Raw genomic sequence first — 15937 nt, 5'->3', positions numbered from 1 at the left:
GGCCGTCGTTCCGCCAGCGACTAGGGAAAGCCGCCAGCCCCCTTTACTCTGCCTCTTTCGCCGAATGGGCGTTGAGCAGGCCGTATTTCTCCTCGCCGAGATCCTCGAGCAGGGCGAGCTGCGTTTCGAGGAAGTCGATATGCCCTTCCTCGTCCTCCAGGAGCTCTTCGAAAAGCTTCATGGTCACGTAGTCGCCCAGCTCCTGGCAGATTTCGCGCGAGCGCTTGTAGGAGGTGCGGGCGTCATATTCGCCGGCAAGGTCGGCTTCCAGCACTTCCTTGACGTTCTGGCCGATGCGCAGCGGCGCCAGGGTCTGAAGATTCGGATGCCCTTCGAGGAAAATTATGCGCGCGATCAGCTTGTCGGCGTGGTGCATCTCCTCGATGGACTCGGCGCGCTCCTTCTGGGCCAGCTTGGTGTAGCCCCAGTCCTCCAGCAGACGGTAATGCAGCCAGTATTGGTTGACGGCACCGAGCTCCAGAAAGAGAGCCTCGTTAAGCCGCTCGATGACCCTTGTATCGCCTTTCACTGAATTTGCTCCCGAATTTATCCCGCAAGGCGCGGACACGATCCAGATATGTCACGATCTCCGCATCGCCAGTATCCGCGTTGCGGTGATAGTCCTCGGTCACCCGAATGATCGTTTCCACCACATTTGGGAAGCAGCCGCAACAGCGGCCGCGCTTGGCCATCGCGTGATAGACCTTGGCCGGCACGATGAGCTGCCATGCATCCTCGTCGAGCATCTCGACGATGGCCGCCTCGATTTCCTTCTGGGTGATGACGTTGCAGTGACAGACGAGCATGGTTCCGCAGGCTGGTCAGGAGCATCGCCCGGGGCGTACGTCCCTCGACGAATGGGTCCAGGCCCAGGCATCTAGGAACGCATTCCTTCGGACGGGCGCATAAAAGCGTCCCTCCGGTATGTATGTCAACCAAAACCTGACTTCAAAGCTCATGCTTCCCCGAGCGCGCAAAAATGCCGCAGGGCGCGCCGGCTCTGGCGAGGACCACGAGGTGCAGCCCTCCCCGCCTTCCCGCTCACCTCTCGTACTTCTCGAGGAACGCTTCCGCAGAGAGATTGCGGAAATCGTCGAGCGCCGCGCGCAGCCGCTGGTGGTCCCAGTCCCACCAGGCGAGCGCCTGCATCCGTTCCGCCGTCCGCCGTTCGAAGCGCGGCCGGATGATCTTCGCCGGCACGCCGCCGACGATCGTGTAAGGCGCCACGTCTTTGGAGACCACGGCGCCCGCGCCGACCACGGCGCCGTCACCCACCGTCACGCCGGGCAGGATGGTCGAGCCGTGGCCGAGCCAGGTGTCGTGGCCGATATGGACCACGTTCTTGCGGCGCCAGGCGAAGAACTCGTCCTCGTGCTCGGCATCGTCCCAATAATCCGAGGCGCGATAGGTGAAGTGGTGCAGCGTCGCCCGCCATGTCGGGTGGTTGGTGGCGTTGATGCGGGTCGCGGCGGCGATATTGGAAAACTTTCCGATCACGGCGCACCAGACTCCGCAATCCTGAACCATGTAGGAATAATCGCCCAGAACCGTTTCGTGCACACGGCTGCGCGCGCCGATCTCCGTGTAGCGGCCGAGGGTGGAATCCGAAACTTCCGCCGTCGGATCGATGGTCGGCGCTTCCGCAAGCATTTTCCGCTTCACGCTCATGCGACGGCCCTCCTCGACGCAAACATGGTGACGTCGATGATATGATCGGCCACCGCTTCCCGCACTTCCTGATCGTGGAAAATGCCGAGCAGAGCTGTCCCGGCGGCCTTCTTCTCCGCGATCATCTCGATCACCACCTGCCGGTTGGCCTTGTCGAGGGAGGCGGTCGGCTCGTCGAGGAGCAGAATGGGATGGGAGGTGATGAAGCCGCGCGCGATATTGACGCGCTGCTGCTCGCCGCCGGAGAAGGTGGCGGGCGGCAGGGACCAGAGACGCTCCGGCAGATTGAGGCGGGAAAGCAGCGCGGCCGCGCGCGCCCGCGCCGCCTCCGGCGTCTCGCCCGCCATCAGAAGGGGCTCGGCCACAATGTCTAGGGCGGGCACGCGCGGCACTACCCGCAGGAACTGGCTGACATAGCCGATCGTCTCCCGTCGCACTTCCATGACGGTACGCGGAGCCGCCGCGACGAGATCGACAAGTCCGCCCCGGTGGGTGACGATGATCTGCCCGCTGTTTGCGCAGTAGTTGCCGTAGACCATTTTCAGGATCGAGCTTTTGCCTGCCCCTGAGGGCCCGCCCAGAACGGCGCATTCGCCCGCCCGCACGGCAAAGGATACATCCTCCACAACCGCGAGGCGGATGCCGCCCTGCAGATGCATGGTGAAGCTCTTGGAGAGTTCCGAAACGACGAGGGGCGTGGCCATGACTCACACCTGCAGGATTGAGGAGACGAGAAGCTGCGTGTAGGGCGCCTGCGGGTCGTCGAGCACCCGGTCGGTGAGGCCGGTCTCGACCACATGGCCGTCCTTCATCACCATCATGCGGTGGGAAAGAAGGCGCGCCACGGCTAGGTCGTGGGTCACGACGATTGCCGCCAGCCCCATGTCCTGGACAAGCCCGCGCAGGAGATCCAGCAGGCGGGCCTGCACGGAAACGTCGAGCCCGCCGGTCGGCTCGTCCATGAAGACGAGGCGCGGACTGGTCACGAGATTGCGGGCTATCTGCAGTCGCTGGCGCATGCCGCCGGAAAAGGCTCGAGGCTGGTCGTCGACGCGGTCTTCCGCGATCTCCACGCGGCCCAGCCAGTCCGTGGCGGCCGCGCGGATATTCCCGTAGTGCCGCTCGCCCAACGCCATCAGCCGCTCGCCCACATTGGCGCCGGCCGAGACGGTCATGCGCAGCCCGTCCGCGGGGTTCTGGTGCACAAAACCCCAGTCGGTGCGCATGAGAAAGCGCCGTTCGGCCTCGCTCATCCGGTAAAGGTCGCGAAGGGTTCCGTCGCGCATGCGGTAGGAGACAATGCCGGAAGTGGGCAGAAGCCGTGTGGAAAGGCAGTTGAGCAGCGTCGTCTTGCCGGAGCCCGATTCGCCAACAACCGCCAGAACCTCGCCTGGCCAGAGATCGAAGGTGACATCGGCGCAGCCGATGCGGTTTCCGTAGAATTTCGACAGCGAGCGTACGGTGAGAAGGGGTTCTTCGGTCATTGGGCCTCCTTACCCTCGCCCCTTTTGGGGAGGGTCGATCCGGGCAGCTGATCGGGGTGGGGGTGCAATAGAATCGGCTCCATCACCCACCTGCGCCGCCGGCGCGACCTCCCCCGCATGGGGAGAGGCTGAGGCCCGCCGTTTCTCGCAGTAATCCGTGTCGGAGCAGACATACATGTGCCCACCCCGGTCGTCCAAAATCACCTCGTCCAGATAAACCCCCTTCGCTCCGCAGAGCGCGCAGGGTTCGCTGAACTTTTGCACCTCGAACGGGTGATCCTCGAAATCAAGGCTGACGACGCGGGAGAAGGGCGGGATCGCGTAGATGCGCTTTTCCCTGCCCGCGCCGAAGAGCTGGAGCGCCGGCGACATATGCATCTTCGGATTGTCGAATTTCGGCGTCGGCGAAGGGTCCATGATGTAGCGTCCTTCGACTTTCACCGGATAGGCGAAGGTGGTGGCGATGTGACCGTGCCGGGCGATGTCCTCGTAGAGCTTCACATGCATCAGCCCGTATTCTTCCAGCGCATGCATCTTCCGCGTTTCAGTCTCGCGCGGCTCAAGGAAGCGCAGCGGCTCGGGGATCGGCACCTGGTAGACCAGCACCTGACCCGCCTTCAGCGACTCCTCGGGGATGCGGTGGCGTGTCTGGATGATCGTGGCCTTGGCGGTCTCCGTGGTGACGGCGACGTCAGCCACCTTCTGGAAGAAGGCGCGGATGGAGACGGCGTTGGTAGTGTCATCCGCGCCCTGGTCGATGACCTTCAGCACATCGTCCGGGCCGATGATGGAGGCTGTCACCTGCACGCCGCCGGTGCCCCATCCATAGGGCATGGGCATCTCGCGGCTGGCAAAGGGCACCTGATAGCCGGGAATGGCGATTGCCTTCAGGATCGCCCGGCGGATCATGCGCTTGGTCTGCTCGTCCAGATAGGCGAAGTTGTACTGGGCGATCGTCTCGGCATTCATTCGGCAGCCTCCTTGCGTTCCGGCTGGTTGGCGGCCGCCTGCCGGCGCTCCTCGAACTCGCTGCGCATCTGGCGAACGAGGCCGAGCTCGGCCTGGAAATCCACATAGTGCGGCAGCTTCAGGTGCTCGACAAACCCCGTCGCCTGCACATTGTCGGAATGGGAGATGACGAATTCCTCGTCCTGCGCCGGCGCGACGATGTCCTCCCCGAGCTCCTCCGCGCGGAGCGCGCGGTCGCAGAGCGACATGGCCATGGCCTTGCGTTCCGACTGGCCGAAGACCAGGCCGTAGCCGCGTGTGAATTGCGGCGGCACCTTCATCGAGCCCTTGAACTGGTTGACCATCTGGCACTCGGTGACCCGGATGCGGCCGAGCGGCACCGGGAAGTCGAGTTCCGGCACGTCGAGTTCGATCTCCACCTCGCCGATCCTTACCTCGCCCACGAAGGGATGGTTGCGGCCAAAGCCGCGCTGTGTGGAATAGCCGAGCGCCAGCAGAAAACCCTCGTCGCCGCGCGAGAGCGCCTGCAGCCGCGCGTCCCGGCCCAGCGGAAATTCCGGCGGCGTGCGCGTGATATCGGCCGGCTCTTCTCCATCGGAGAGAAAGCCGTCCTCCTCGATCAGCCCCTCATGGGCGAGGATTTCGCTCACGCGCGGCATGCCGTCCTGCGCCGGCTCCCGGGCTTCCGGCTCTTCCGGCTGCTCGTCTCCCGCCAGCGCCGGATCGAGCAGGCGGTGCGTATAGTCGAAGGTGGGGCCGAGCACCTGCCCGCCGGGCAAGTCCTTGAAGGTGGCGGATACGCGGCGCTCCACCAGCATCTTCGCCGTGTCTATCGGCCGCGAATAGCCGAAGCGCGGCAGCGTCGTGCGGTAGGCGCGCAGAAGGAAGATCGCTTCGATCATGTCGCCGCGCGCCTGTTTTATGGCGAGCGCGGCAAGCCCCGGATCGTAGAGCGAGCCCTCGGCCATCACGCGGTCCACGGCGAGCGCAAGCTGCTCCATGACCTGCTCAAGCGTGAGCGCGGGAACGGAGCGGTCCCCCCGCCTGCGGTCGGCAAGCAGCCGGTGGGCGTTGCGGATGGCGGCCTCGCCGCCCTTGACGGCAACATACATGGCTCAGGCCTCCTTGCTGATCTTGGTGGTGCGGGGGAGCGCCGCGATGCCTTCGCGGCTGACCAGGATGAGGTCGATGCCGCGCGGGAACCGGGCACGGTTCTGCGCCCACTGTTCGACGAAATGGCGCGGCAGCGGGCGGGGCGCGAATGTCGCTGTTTTCTCGATCCCTGGTCCTTCGAGCCTCAGGGCTTCGCCGCCCGCAAGGCTCTCGACCTGGAGGACCAGGGTCGCCGACCGGTCCGGATATTCCTGGCTGCCCTGGGCGAAATTTTCAAAGGCCGGCAGGTTGGCGGGGTCCGCCACGAAGGCGAAATGCGCCTCCGTCGGCTCGCGCACAATGGGCGCGCCGGTCTGGAAGCCGAGCCAGCCGGCGACCTGTTTTTCCTCGCGCAGCATCGCATCGAGCCAGATCGGGGTGTCGGCGTCGCAGAGCGTGAGCGCCACCGCCCCCGCCTCGGGCGTCAGCGGCGCCGGCGGGCGCGGCAGGCGCAGGTCCCGCATTGCCGTGCCGGGCCGCGCCATGACGTCCATCAGCGCGCGGAATGCGGCCTGTGCGTCGAAAACCGGCTCGGCGAAGCCGCCCTCGATGGTCTGCGCTTCCATCAGTCCTCTCCCCGAACCATGGTGAAAAATTCGACGCGCGTTGCGGCGATTTCCGCCCGGCGCTGCTCGTCCCGCTCCTGCAATTCCCTGCGAAGAGGGCCGAGAATTTTTTCTTCCACCGCCGCGGCAAAGTCCGGCTTCTGGCGCAGCGCATCGATGTTGGCCGAGATCCGCGCCTTTTCCCGATCGCGGCCGAGCGCATAGGCGTGGCCGATCTCGCCGGAGGGGAGCTTCACGCTGGCACGCGTTACGGTCGCCTCGCCGAAGTTGAAGGGCGAGCCGCCCCCGCCGATGCGCCCGCGCAGCGCCACCAGGCCGGTCTCGGGCCCGCGAAGAAGGGCCCCCTCGTCCGGCAAGCCGCTCTCCCGCCAGAGTCTCGCCAGCATCTCCGCCGGAGCCGCGGCCAGCACGGCGAAGGCCTCGCGACGGCGGCGGCTCCCATCGTCTTCCCGCATCACACATCCTTCCGCAGATTTGTCTATTGTTCTAGACAACTAGATGAATTATAGCTCCTGCCTAATGATTGTCCATGACAAGCACATGACAGGGGCTGGATATGAGCGAGGCAGGCATCGAGAGACGCAGCGGCGTGGCGTTGTGGCGGCAGATCGCGGACCAGATCCGGCAGGGTGTCGGCGCCGGCCTTTCCGACGAAAGCGGTCGCCTTCCGACCGAGCTTGCGCTCGCCGAGCGCTTCGGCGTCAACCGGCACACGGTGCGCACGGCGATCCAGGCGCTGGTGCAGGAGGGCGTGCTGCGCGCCGAACAGGGGCGCGGCACCTTCATCGAGCGGCAGCCGCGGCTTTCCTATCCCATCGGCCCGCGCACCCGGTTCTCCGAGGGCCTCGGCGGCCAGGCGCGCGAGCTGCGCGGAAACCTGCTCGACCACGCCTATGAAGAGGCTCCCGAGGCGGTAGCCGAGGCGCTGGAGATCGCACCCGGAGCACCGGTACTGCGCCTCGACACCATGGCGGAAGCCGACGGACGGCCGATCTCGCGCGCCCGCAGCTATTTCGACGCCCAGCGTTTCCGAGGCTTCGAGCGGCACTTTGCCCGCACCGGCTCGATCACCATGGCCTATCGCCATTTCGGTGTGAGCGACTATCTGCGGCGCTCGACCACCATTTCGGCGCGGCATGCGGACTCGGCCGATCTGGAGATCCTCAAACTTTCCCCCGGCGCAATCGTGCTGGTGGCCCTCGGCCTCAATGTCGACCAGGCCGGCCGGCCCCTCCAGTTTTCCGAGACGCGCTTTTCCGCCGATCGGGTGGAACTCCAAGTGGGCAACACGACGTAGCCTCACGGCGTTGTGAGAGCCGCGCCATTGATTCGGGAGTCGGGGCAGTGCTCTATGCCCAAAACTCGGGAAGAGGAGCCGCTGTGCTGAACCGACTTCTTGCAGCCGCGCTCGCCTGCTTCGCGAGCTTTTCCGCCCAAGCCGAGGACGTGAGCCCCGCGGATTGGGACGAAGTGCTGAAGCAGGCCCGCGGCCAGACCGTCTATTTCAACGCCTGGGGCGGAGCGGAAAACATCAACGCCTATATCGAATGGGCAGCCGGCGAATTGCAGGAGCAGTTCGGCGTCACGCTGAAGCACGTGAAGCTCGACGATACGGCCAATGCGGTCGCGACGGTGGTGGCCGAAAAGGCTGCAGGCCGAGATCAGGGCGGTTCGGTCGATCTCATCTGGATCAATGGCGAGAATTTCGCGGCGATGAAGGAGAACGGCCTGCTCCTCTCGCCCGGCTGGGCGGAAAACCTGCCCAACTGGCGCTATGTGGACGTCGAGAACAAGCCCACCATTGTCACCGACTTCACCGTTCCCGTCGAAGGGCTGGCAAGCCCCTGGGGCATGGCGCAGCTCGTCTTCTTCTACGACAGCGCGCGGACGGATGCGGCGGAACTGCCGCAGAGCAGCGATGAGTTGCTTGCCTGGGCAGAGGCCAATCCGGGGCGCTTTTCCTATCCGCAGCCGCCGGATTTCACCGGCTCCTCCTTCCTGAAGCAGGTCCTTCTTGAAAAGGTGGCTGACCGGTCGGTTCTCCAGAAGCCGGCGGACGCAGGGAATTTCGACGCGGTCACGGAGCCGCTCTTCCGGTACCTTGACGCGCTGCATGAAGTCGCCTGGCGGAGCGGGCGCGCCTTCCCGCAGAACTACCCCGCCATGAAGCAGCTTCTGGCCGACGGCGAACTCGACATCATCTTCGCCTTCAACCCGGCGGAAGCTTCGAGCGCCATCGCCAATGGCGAATTGCCGGACACGGTGCGCTCCTTCACCTTTCCAGGCGGAACGCTGGCCAACACGCATTTCCTGGCGATCCCCTACGACGCCAATGCCAAGGCAGGGGCGCTGGTGACCGCAAACTTCCTGCTTTCGCCGGAGGCGCAGGCGAAGAAGCAGGATCCAGCCGCCTGGGGAGATCCGACCGTGCTCTCCATGGAAAAGCTCGATCCGGAATGGCGCGCGCGTTTTGTGGCGATCGATCTCGGCGTGGCGACGCTGCAGCCTGACGAGCTCGGGCCGGCTTTGCCCGAGCCGCATCCGAGTTGGATGGAGCGCATCGAGGACGAATGGAAAGAGCGCTACACGGCGGAGAATTGAGGGCGCCGGGTCCTTTACTCTCTCCCGTACGGGGAGGGGACTCGGATCTGAGTTCGACCCCCACTCCGGTCGGCTTCGCCGACCACCTCTCCCCCGAGCGACGGGGGAGAGGAAACGCGACGGCCGCAAGGCTGGTGCCCTTCCTCTACCCCACGAGGTGGGGGAGAGGTGGCGAGCGCAGCGAGCCGGAGTGGGGGGAAAATTCATACGCTGTAGCCCTGTCTTTCTGGGGAGGATGGGCCGGCAAAGCCGGTGACGGCTGTGTTCCATCCTGCCTTACCCCCACCCGGGCCTTAGGGTCACCCTCCCCACAAGGGGGAGGCAAGCGGTGCTGACCCGTCTCGGGCCGCTCCTGACCATCCTCATCCTCACCGGCCCAGTGATCTTCGGCCTGGCCGGCACGGTGCTGCCGGCCTTCGGCTTCCTGCCGGCGCTGGGCGGCATGGAATTCACGCTCGCGCATTTCCGCGAGCTCTTCTCCGAGCCGGCCATCTTCATGTCCGCCACCTTGAGCCTCTTGGCAGGGCTCGTCACCGCGCTCGTCTCGCTCCTGGCCGTCATGCTGTTCGTGGCCGGCTTTGCCGGAACGCGGCTTTTCGGTCGCGTGCAGCATCTCGTCTCGCCGCTGCTTTCGGTCCCGCATGCCGCGGCGGCATTCGCGCTCGCCTTCCTCATCGCGCCTTCTGGCATGCTGGCGCGGCTCGTCTCGCCCGAGATCACCGGCTGGGACAGGCCGCCGGACCTGCTGATCGTCAATGACCCGATGGGCCTCTCCATGATGGCGGGGCTCGTGGCCAAGGAGATCCCCTTCCTCCTGCTCATGACGCTCGCGGCCCTCCCGCAGGTGCAGCTCCACCAGACGCGGATGCTCACGACTTCCGTCGGCTATGGCCGCGTGGCGGGATTCCTGTTCGGCCTCTGGCCGGCGGTCTACCGGCAGATCCGACTGCCGGTCTTCGCCGTCATTGCCTTTGCCTCCTCGCTCGTGGATGTGGCGATGATACTGGGGCCGACGCGCCCCGCACCGCTTGCCGCCAGGCTTCTGGTGTGGATGAACGACCCGGACCTTTCGATGCGCTATCTCGCCAGTGCCGGCGCCCTCCTGCAGCTTGCGGTGACGGCGCTGGCGCTCCTGGCCTGGCTTGGGCTTGAGCGGTTTGGCGCGGCGCTTTGCAGGCAGGCCGCCATGCGGGGGCGGAGATTCCGGCGCGACGCAATGCTTCGCGCCGGCGCGCTTGCCGTGATGGTGCTGGCGGCGGGCGTCGTCTTCGCCGGGCTCGGCACGCTTGCGGTCTGGTCGTTTGCCGGGCTGTGGCAGTTTCCCGATGCGCTGCCGTCCACTTTCACGCTCAAGAGCTGGATGACGACGCTGCCCCGCATCCTGGAGCCGCTGCAGACGACGCTTCTGGCGGGGCTACTCTCCACATTCATTGCCTCTATCCTCGCGATCCTGTGCCTGGCGCATGAAGACGAGACAGGCGGGCGGCCGGGACGCGGCGCGCTCACACTGCTCTATCTGCCGCTGCTTGTGCCCCAGGTGGCCTTCATCTTCGGCCTGCAGCTGTTCCTCATCTATGCGGGCGTGCTCGCCACCCTGCCCGCGCTGGTGCTGGCCCATCTCGTCTTCGTCATGCCCTATGCATATCTCGCGCTGAAGGATCCCTGGCACGCCTTCGACCGCCGCTATGACTGGCTGGCGGCCGGGCTGGGGAAAAGGCGTGCAAGGCGCTTCTTCTCCGTCCGCCTGCCCATGATGGCCCGGTCGATCCTCACCATGGCCGCCATCGGCTTTGCCATTTCGGTGGGGCTCTATCTGCCCACCGTGCTGGCGGGCGCCGGGCGGCTCACCACGATCACCTCGGAGGCGGTGGCGCTCTCTTCCGGCGGCAACGGGCGCGTGATCGGCGTCTATGCATTCTGGCAGATGCTCCTGCCCATCGCCGGCTTTGCCGTTGCAACGCTCGTGCCGGCGCTGATATTCCGGCGCTTCCGCGGCATGCAGGTTTAGGAAAACGGGTGTCGGAAAAGGGGCTTTTCCTCGAAGGCGTGCGCATTGCGCTCGGCGGGCGCATGCTCGTCGAGCTCACGCATCACGTGCCGCCCGGCGAGGTGCTGACGGTCATGGGGCCGTCAGGCTCCGGGAAATCGTCCCTGCTCGCATATCTTGCGGGCTTCCTCGACCCCGCCTTCACGGCCTCGGGCCGGGCGCTGGTCGACGGAATCGAGATCACGGCGCTGCCCGCGGAGGAGCGCCTTGCCGGCATGCTCTTCCAGGACCCCCTGCTCTTTCCACATATGAGCGTGGCCGGCAACCTGATGTTCGCAGTGCCGCAGGGCATCAAGGGGCGAACTGAACGGAGGCGGCGTGCCGACATCGCGCTCGGCGACGTGGACCTTGACGGCATGGCTGACCGCGACCCGGCGACGCTTTCGGGCGGGCAGAAGGCGCGGGTGGCGCTTGCCCGCGTGCTGCTGTCCCAGCCGCGCATGCTGCTTCTGGACGAGCCCTTTTCCAAGCTCGACATGGAGCTGCGCCAGCAGATGCGCCTGCTCGTGTTCGGCAAGGCGCGCGAGCGCGGTCTGCCTGTGCTCCTCGTCACCCATGACGAAGCTGATGCGGACGCGGCCGGCGGCGAGATCGTGCGCATCGGAGCATGAAGACCCTGCCCGAACTGCCCGTGACCGCCGTTCTGCAGGCGCTGAAGGAGGCGCTGGAGGCGCAGGGTAAAGCCGTGCTGGTCGCCCCGCCCGGCGCCGGCAAGACGACGCTCGTTCCCCTCGCGCTGCTGGATCAGCCCTGGAGCGCTTCGGGCCGCATCGTGCTGCTGGAGCCGCGCAGACTCGCCGCCCGCGCCGCTGCAAGGCGCATGGCTGCGCTTCTCGGCGAGGAGCCGGGCGGAACGGTCGGCTACGCCATGCGCATGGAGCGGAAGGTTTCCGCGCGCACGCGCATCCTTGTCGTCACCGAAGGCGTGCTCGCCCGCATGATCATCGATGATCCCTCGCTGGAGGGCGTGTCGGCGGTGATCTTCGACGAGTTCCATGAGCGCTCGCTGGACGGCGATTTCGCGCTGGCGCTCGCGCTCGACGTGAAGGGAGCGCTGCGGCCGGATCTCCGCCTTATCGTCATGTCGGCCACCCTCGACGGCGCGCGCGTGGCCGGCCTGCTCGGCGGCGCACCGGTATTGGAGAGCGAGGGGCGCAGCTTCCCCGTCGAAATCCGCTATGCCGAGCGTGCGCCGGATACGGCGATCGAAGCAGCGGTGGCCAGCGCGGTGCGCGAACTCATCGCCGAAGAGGGCGGCAGCGTGCTCGCCTTCCTGCCGGGCCAGCGCGAGATCGCCCGCACGCAGGAACTTCTGGCCGGGCGCCTGCCAGATGCTGTTGATGTCGTGCCGCTGCATGGCGGGCTCGAAGGCCCGGCGCAGGACGCCGCGATCCGGCCCGCCGCGCCGGGACGCAGGAAAGTCGTGCTCGCCACGTCCATCGCCGAAACCTCGGTCACTATCGACGGCGTGACGGCCGTGGTGGACAGCGGTCTTTCCAGGCTTCCCAAATACGAGCCAGGCACCGGCCTGACGCGACTGGAAACGGTGCGCGTCTCCCGCGCCTCGGCCGACCAGCGCGCCGGGCGCGCGGGGCGGACCGCGCCCGGCATCGCGCTGCGGCTCTGGCGCAAGGAGCAGACGGCGGCGCTGCCTGCCTTCACGCCGCCGGAGATCCTCGAAGCGGACCTTTCGGGCCTGCTGCTCGACTGCGCCGCCTTCGGCGTCACCGATCCCGCCACGCTCGCCTTCCTCGACCCGCCGCCCGAGGCCGCGCTCAAGGAGGCACGGATGTTGCTCACGACACTCGGCGCGCTGGACGAGACCGGCAGGCTGACCCCGGATGGGGCCGCCATGCGGCGGCTGGCCCTGCCCGTGCGGCTTGCGCATATGGTGACGGCCGCCACGGAAAAAGGGCAGGCGCGCGCCGCGGCGCGGCTCGCGGTGCTCATCTCCGAACGCGGGCTCGGCGGCAGCAGCATCGATCTTGACGAGCGGCTTTCGCGCTTTGCTACCGACCGCTCGCAGCGCGCCCAGGCGGCGCGGGCGCTGGCGGATCGGCTGGCGGAGGCGGCGGGCGGCGGCAGGACCGAAGCCGTTGCCGCCGCCGGCCCGCTGCTTTTGCACGCCTGGCCCGACCGCGTGGCCAAAGCGCGCGGCGAATACGGTCGCTTCGTGCTCGCCAATGGGCGGGGCGGCCAGATCGACCCTTCCGAAAGGCTGGCACGGGAGCCCTATCTGGTCGTGGCCGACCTGCAGGGGCAGGCGCGCAATGCGCGTCTCGCGGCGGCCGCGGCAATCAGCGAGGCGGAGGTCGTCGAGGGTCTCGGCCATCGGGTCGAAACCCGGATCGAGACCACGTTCGACCGCGAGAAGGGACTGGTCCGCCAGCGCGAGACGCGAAAGCTCGGCGCGATCGTGTTGGGCGAGCGCACACTGCCCGCGCCCAAAGGCGAGGCGGCCGACCGCGCCATCCTGGCGGCGGTGCGGGCGCACGGGCTCGCCATCCTGCCCTGGAGCAGGGAGGCGGAGGGGCTGCGCGCGCGCCTTTCCTTCCTGCATACGGCCGAGGGCGAACCGTGGCCGGACGTTTCCGACGAGGCGCTGATCGCCCGGCTGGAGTATTGGCTTCTGCCCTATCTCAGGGGCGAGCCTTCCCTCGCCGCGATCTCCGGCCAGGCGCTGACGGAAGGCTTGACGGCGCTCGTGCCCTACGACCTGCAGCGCCGGGTGGATGCCGTAGTGCCCAGCCACTTCACCGCGCCGATGGGAAGCCGCGTGCCGATCCGCTATGAGAATGGCGAGGCGGTGCTTGCGATACGCGTGCAGGAGCTTTTCGGGCTCAAGGAGCATCCGACGGTGGGCAAGGGCATCCCGCTGACACTGGAGCTTCTGTCGCCGGCGCACAGGCCGATCCAGAAGACGCGCGACCTGCCGGGGTTCTGGCGCGGCTCCTGGGCCGATGTGCGCGCGGACATGCGCGGGCGCTACCCAAAGCATGTCTGGCCGGAGAATCCGGCCGAGGCCGCGCCCACCAGCCGCGCCAAGCCGCGGTCAAAATAGTGCTTGGTCGGCAGGGCGGCTCGCCGCATAAAGGCGCCATGCTCGAGGAATTGAGAACCCCCAACACGCGCAGCAGCCGGAGCCTCAGGCTGAAGACGCTTATCCGGCTAAGGTGGCTGGCCGTGGTCGGGCAGAGCGCGGCCGTGCTGGTGGTCGCCTTCGGGCTCGGCTTCCCGCTGCCGGTCGCCCATTGCTTCGCGCTGATTGCCGCCTCGGCCTGGCTGAACCTTTACCTCACATTCCGCTACCCGGCCGCCCATCTCGTCCCGCCCAAAGCGGCCCTGGCGATCCTCACCTTCGACGCCTCGCAGCTGGCCGGCCTGCTTTTCCTCACCGGCGGGCTCACCAACCCGTTCTCCCTCCTCATGACCGTGCCGGTGGTCATCTCGGCCACCTCGCTGCCGCTGGTTTGGACCGCTCTGCTCGGCGCCTATGTGGTCGGGATCGCGAGCCTTCTCGCCTTCTTCCACCTGCCGCTGCCCTGGTATCCGGGGACGGAGCTGGCGATGCCGCTCATCTATGTGGTGGGCATGCTGATCGCCGTCGTCTCCTCGATCGCCTTCACCGGCATCTACGCCTATCGGGTGGCGGAGGAGGCGCGGCTTCTTGCCAATGCGCTCGCCGCCACGGAACTCGTGCTGCAGCGCGAGCAGCATATCTCTGCGCTCGACGGGCTCGCCGCGGCGGCGGCCCATGAACTGGGCACGCCGCTCGCCACCATCGCGCTCGTGGCGCGCGAGATGGAGAGGGCGCTCGGCGAAGATCCGCGTTTCCGCGAGGACGTGACCCTGCTGCGCTCGCAAAGCGAGCGATGCCGTGAGATCCTGAAGCGCCTCACCAGCCTTTCCTCCGAGGGCGAGGAGCATATGGCGCGGCTGCCGCTCACCTCGCTGATCGAAGAAACCGCCGCGCCGCACCGGGATTTCGGCATCGAGATCACGATGGAACCGGGCGAGACGGAAGGGCCGGAGCCCGTCGGCCGGCGCAATCCGGGCGTCATCTACGGCCTCGGCAACCTGGTCGAGAACGCCGTCGACTTCGCGCGCAAGACTGTCAGCATCAGATGGTGGTGGGACGCGGAGACGGTGCGCATCTCCATCACCGACGACGGGCCGGGCTTTCCGGCCGAGATCATCGACCGCATCGGCGAGCCCTATATGTCGCGCCGGCAGCCGGGCACGTCGAGCGGCGGGGGGCTCGGCCTCGGCCTCTTCATCGCCAAGACGCTGCTCGAACGCTCCGGCGCCACGGTGCGGTTCGCCAATGCCGGCGGGGAAGGCAAGGGCGCGACGGTGGACATAAGCTGGCCGCGCGAAAGGTTCCTGACCGCCGAGGAGGCGCTCGCGCAGGCCTGAGAACTGGAAATTAAGCCCCTGCCTGCCTAAATGTGGCCATAGATCAGCGAGCCGATGATGAACGACACCACAGCCGACCAGAACGACTTCCCCGGCGGGGACCGCAGCCTCCTTATCGTCGAAGACGACCGCCCCTTCCTTGCCCGCCTCGCACGGGCCATGGAGGGCCGCGGCTTCGTCGTGGAGACGGCCGAGACGGTGGAGGAGGCGATCAGCAAGGTGAGGGCCGCCGCGCCCGCCTTCGCGGTGATCGACATGCGCCTCAGCGACGGCAACGGACTCGACGTGGTCTCGGCTATTCGCGAGAAGCGCGAGGATGCCCGTGCCATCATCCTGACCGGCTACGGCAATATCGCCACCGCCGTCACGGCCGTGAAGCTCGGTGCGGTCGACTATCTGTCGAAGCCGGCCGATGCGGACGAGATCTATGGCGCGCTCATGCGCCGGGGCAACGAGAAGATCGAGCCGCCGGAAAACCCCATGTCGGCGGACCGCGTCCGCTGGGAGCATATCCAGCGGGTCTACGAGATGTGCGAGCGCAACGTGTCGGAAACCGCCCGCCGGCTCAACATGCACCGCCGCACGCTGCAGCGCATCCTGGCCAAGCGCGCCCCGCGGTAGTTTTTTGCGCCGCGCTCGGCGGCCGCATGGCTCGGCGCCAACCCTCCCCCTGTGGGGAGGGTCGCGAGCGGAGTGAGCGGGGTGGGGGTGATGGCAAGCTGCACCTCAGTATCTTTCCATCCATTGCCAAAGCCCTGCCGCACGGCCCCAACCCCGGCACGTTGCATCGCCGCCACGCCCGGCTTTCGCCGTCTGGCCATTGAAGAAGGTGGGAAGCGGGGCGCGTGATCCGTGCCTCTCTGTTAGTTTATGTGGCGCGTCTCACGCGCCCCGCCGGCCGCTGTCCCGACATTGGCCGGTCACTCGGGCTCTTCTTCCGTCCCGGCTGCACCCAATGAAGGGGGTGGTCTTTGCCGGGCCGAAGGAAAAGCCCTAGCGGCTTCTCCGCGGTTTCCGCAGTGTCGTCTCTCACC

Annotated in this window: 16 protein-coding genes; 7 read left to right on the top strand and 9 right to left on the bottom strand. The window is 67.0% G+C overall.

All coding sequences use genetic code 11. The features are described 5' to 3' along the window. Nucleotides 1–43 precede the first annotated feature (43 nt). The 9 genes from bfr to phnG form a co-directional block, all read right to left on the bottom strand. Complete coding sequence (gene bfr / locus RIN79_RS19405) at nucleotides 44–529, bottom strand: bacterioferritin (RefSeq protein WP_309086349.1); 486 nt, start codon at nucleotides 527–529, stop codon at nucleotides 44–46. Continuing rightward, a complete protein-coding gene (locus tag RIN79_RS19400) occupies nucleotides 495–806 on the bottom strand; it encodes a (2Fe-2S)-binding protein (protein ID WP_309086348.1) in 312 nt (103 codons plus the stop codon). The genes bfr and RIN79_RS19400 overlap by 35 nt, the downstream gene beginning before the upstream one ends. 235 nt (nucleotides 807–1041) lie before the next feature. Further along, complete coding sequence (locus RIN79_RS19395) at nucleotides 1042–1668, bottom strand: DapH/DapD/GlmU-related protein (protein WP_309086347.1); 627 nt, start codon at nucleotides 1666–1668, stop codon at nucleotides 1042–1044. Continuing rightward, nucleotides 1665–2372, bottom strand: coding sequence for a phosphonate C-P lyase system protein PhnL (phnL, locus tag RIN79_RS19390; protein WP_309086346.1), 708 nt, complete (start codon nucleotides 2370–2372; stop codon nucleotides 1665–1667). Before phnL ends, RIN79_RS19395 begins: the two co-directional genes overlap by 4 nt. A 3-nt stretch (nucleotides 2373–2375) precedes the next feature. Then, complete coding sequence (gene phnK / locus RIN79_RS19385) at nucleotides 2376–3152, bottom strand: phosphonate C-P lyase system protein PhnK (protein ID WP_309086345.1); 777 nt, start codon at nucleotides 3150–3152, stop codon at nucleotides 2376–2378. A 9-nt stretch (nucleotides 3153–3161) separates the two neighbouring features. Continuing rightward, nucleotides 3162–4121 carry an alpha-D-ribose 1-methylphosphonate 5-phosphate C-P-lyase PhnJ gene (locus RIN79_RS19380; protein ID WP_309086344.1) on the bottom strand — a complete coding sequence of 320 codons (960 nt, stop codon included), beginning with the start codon at nucleotides 4119–4121 and terminating at the stop codon, nucleotides 3162–3164. Then, complete coding sequence (locus RIN79_RS19375) at nucleotides 4118–5233, bottom strand: carbon-phosphorus lyase complex subunit PhnI (RefSeq protein WP_309086343.1); 1116 nt, start codon at nucleotides 5231–5233, stop codon at nucleotides 4118–4120. Before RIN79_RS19375 ends, RIN79_RS19380 begins: the two co-directional genes overlap by 4 nt. A gap of 3 nt (nucleotides 5234–5236) precedes the next feature. Then, a complete protein-coding gene (gene phnH / locus RIN79_RS19370) occupies nucleotides 5237–5839 on the bottom strand; it encodes a phosphonate C-P lyase system protein PhnH (RefSeq protein WP_309086342.1) in 603 nt (200 codons plus the stop codon). Continuing rightward, on the bottom strand, nucleotides 5839–6294 hold the full coding sequence (phnG, locus tag RIN79_RS19365; RefSeq protein WP_309086341.1) for a phosphonate C-P lyase system protein PhnG: 456 nt from the start codon (nucleotides 6292–6294) through the stop codon (nucleotides 5839–5841). Before phnG ends, phnH begins: the two co-directional genes overlap by 1 nt. A 101-nt stretch (nucleotides 6295–6395) precedes the next feature. Between phnG and phnF the strand changes: the two genes are divergently transcribed. From phnF to RIN79_RS19330, 7 genes are all read left to right on the top strand, one after another. Further along, nucleotides 6396–7136, top strand: coding sequence for a phosphonate metabolism transcriptional regulator PhnF (gene phnF, locus RIN79_RS19360; protein WP_309086340.1), 741 nt, complete (start codon nucleotides 6396–6398; stop codon nucleotides 7134–7136). A gap of 83 nt (nucleotides 7137–7219) precedes the next feature. Continuing rightward, a complete protein-coding gene (locus RIN79_RS19355; protein WP_309086339.1) occupies nucleotides 7220–8440 on the top strand; it encodes an ABC transporter substrate-binding protein in 1221 nt (406 codons plus the stop codon). Nucleotides 8441–8768: 328 nt separating this feature from the next. Then, a complete protein-coding gene (locus tag RIN79_RS19350; protein ID WP_309086338.1) occupies nucleotides 8769–10448 on the top strand; it encodes an ABC transporter permease subunit in 1680 nt (559 codons plus the stop codon). Between the two features lie 62 nt (nucleotides 10449–10510). After that, on the top strand, nucleotides 10511–11098 hold the full coding sequence (locus RIN79_RS19345) for an ATP-binding cassette domain-containing protein (RefSeq protein WP_309086369.1): 588 nt from the start codon (nucleotides 10511–10513) through the stop codon (nucleotides 11096–11098). After that, complete coding sequence (hrpB, locus tag RIN79_RS19340; RefSeq protein WP_309086337.1) at nucleotides 11095–13548, top strand: ATP-dependent helicase HrpB; 2454 nt, start codon at nucleotides 11095–11097, stop codon at nucleotides 13546–13548. The genes RIN79_RS19345 and hrpB overlap by 4 nt, the downstream gene beginning before the upstream one ends. Nucleotides 13549–13586: 38 nt before the next feature. After that, complete coding sequence (locus RIN79_RS19335; RefSeq protein WP_309086336.1) at nucleotides 13587–14903, top strand: ActS/PrrB/RegB family redox-sensitive histidine kinase; 1317 nt, start codon at nucleotides 13587–13589, stop codon at nucleotides 14901–14903. A 57-nt stretch (nucleotides 14904–14960) separates the two neighbouring features. Further along, nucleotides 14961–15524 carry an ActR/PrrA/RegA family redox response regulator transcription factor gene (locus RIN79_RS19330; RefSeq protein WP_309086335.1) on the top strand — a complete coding sequence of 188 codons (564 nt, stop codon included), beginning with the start codon at nucleotides 14961–14963 and terminating at the stop codon, nucleotides 15522–15524. The last annotated feature ends 413 nt before the right edge of the window (nucleotides 15525–15937 follow it).

The organism is Chelativorans sp. (assembly GCF_031180965.1).
Lineage (GTDB): Bacteria > Pseudomonadota > Alphaproteobacteria > Rhizobiales > Rhizobiaceae > Chelativorans.
The sequence above is the reverse complement of the archived record's forward strand: the minus strand, read 5'-3'. Positions and strand labels throughout refer to the sequence as shown.

What these genes read in the sequence shown, in the direction of transcription:
- RIN79_RS19345 (WP_309086369.1), top strand. Translation starts at nt 10,511, where the DNA reads ATGCTCGTCGAGCTCACGCATCACGTGCCGCCCGGCGAGGTGCTGACG.
- RIN79_RS19375 (WP_309086343.1), bottom strand. Translation starts at nt 5,233, where the DNA reads ATGTATGTTGCCGTCAAGGGCGGCGAGGCCGCCATCCGCAACGCCCAC.
- phnH (WP_309086342.1), bottom strand. Translation starts at nt 5,839, where the DNA reads ATGGAAGCGCAGACCATCGAGGGCGGCTTCGCCGAGCCGGTTTTCGAC.
- RIN79_RS19395 (WP_309086347.1), bottom strand. Translation starts at nt 1,668, where the DNA reads ATGAGCGTGAAGCGGAAAATGCTTGCGGAAGCGCCGACCATCGATCCG.
- hrpB (WP_309086337.1), top strand. Translation starts at nt 11,095, where the DNA reads ATGAAGACCCTGCCCGAACTGCCCGTGACCGCCGTTCTGCAGGCGCTG.
- RIN79_RS19400 (WP_309086348.1), bottom strand. Translation starts at nt 806, where the DNA reads ATGCTCGTCTGTCACTGCAACGTCATCACCCAGAAGGAAATCGAGGCG.
- phnL (WP_309086346.1), bottom strand. Translation starts at nt 2,372, where the DNA reads ATGGCCACGCCCCTCGTCGTTTCGGAACTCTCCAAGAGCTTCACCATG.
- phnK (WP_309086345.1), bottom strand. Translation starts at nt 3,152, where the DNA reads ATGACCGAAGAACCCCTTCTCACCGTACGCTCGCTGTCGAAATTCTAC.
- phnF (WP_309086340.1), top strand. Translation starts at nt 6,396, where the DNA reads ATGAGCGAGGCAGGCATCGAGAGACGCAGCGGCGTGGCGTTGTGGCGG.
- RIN79_RS19335 (WP_309086336.1), top strand. Translation starts at nt 13,587, where the DNA reads ATGCTCGAGGAATTGAGAACCCCCAACACGCGCAGCAGCCGGAGCCTC.
- phnG (WP_309086341.1), bottom strand. Translation starts at nt 6,294, where the DNA reads ATGCGGGAAGACGATGGGAGCCGCCGCCGTCGCGAGGCCTTCGCCGTG.
- RIN79_RS19330 (WP_309086335.1), top strand. Translation starts at nt 14,961, where the DNA reads ATGAACGACACCACAGCCGACCAGAACGACTTCCCCGGCGGGGACCGC.
- RIN79_RS19380 (WP_309086344.1), bottom strand. Translation starts at nt 4,121, where the DNA reads ATGAATGCCGAGACGATCGCCCAGTACAACTTCGCCTATCTGGACGAG.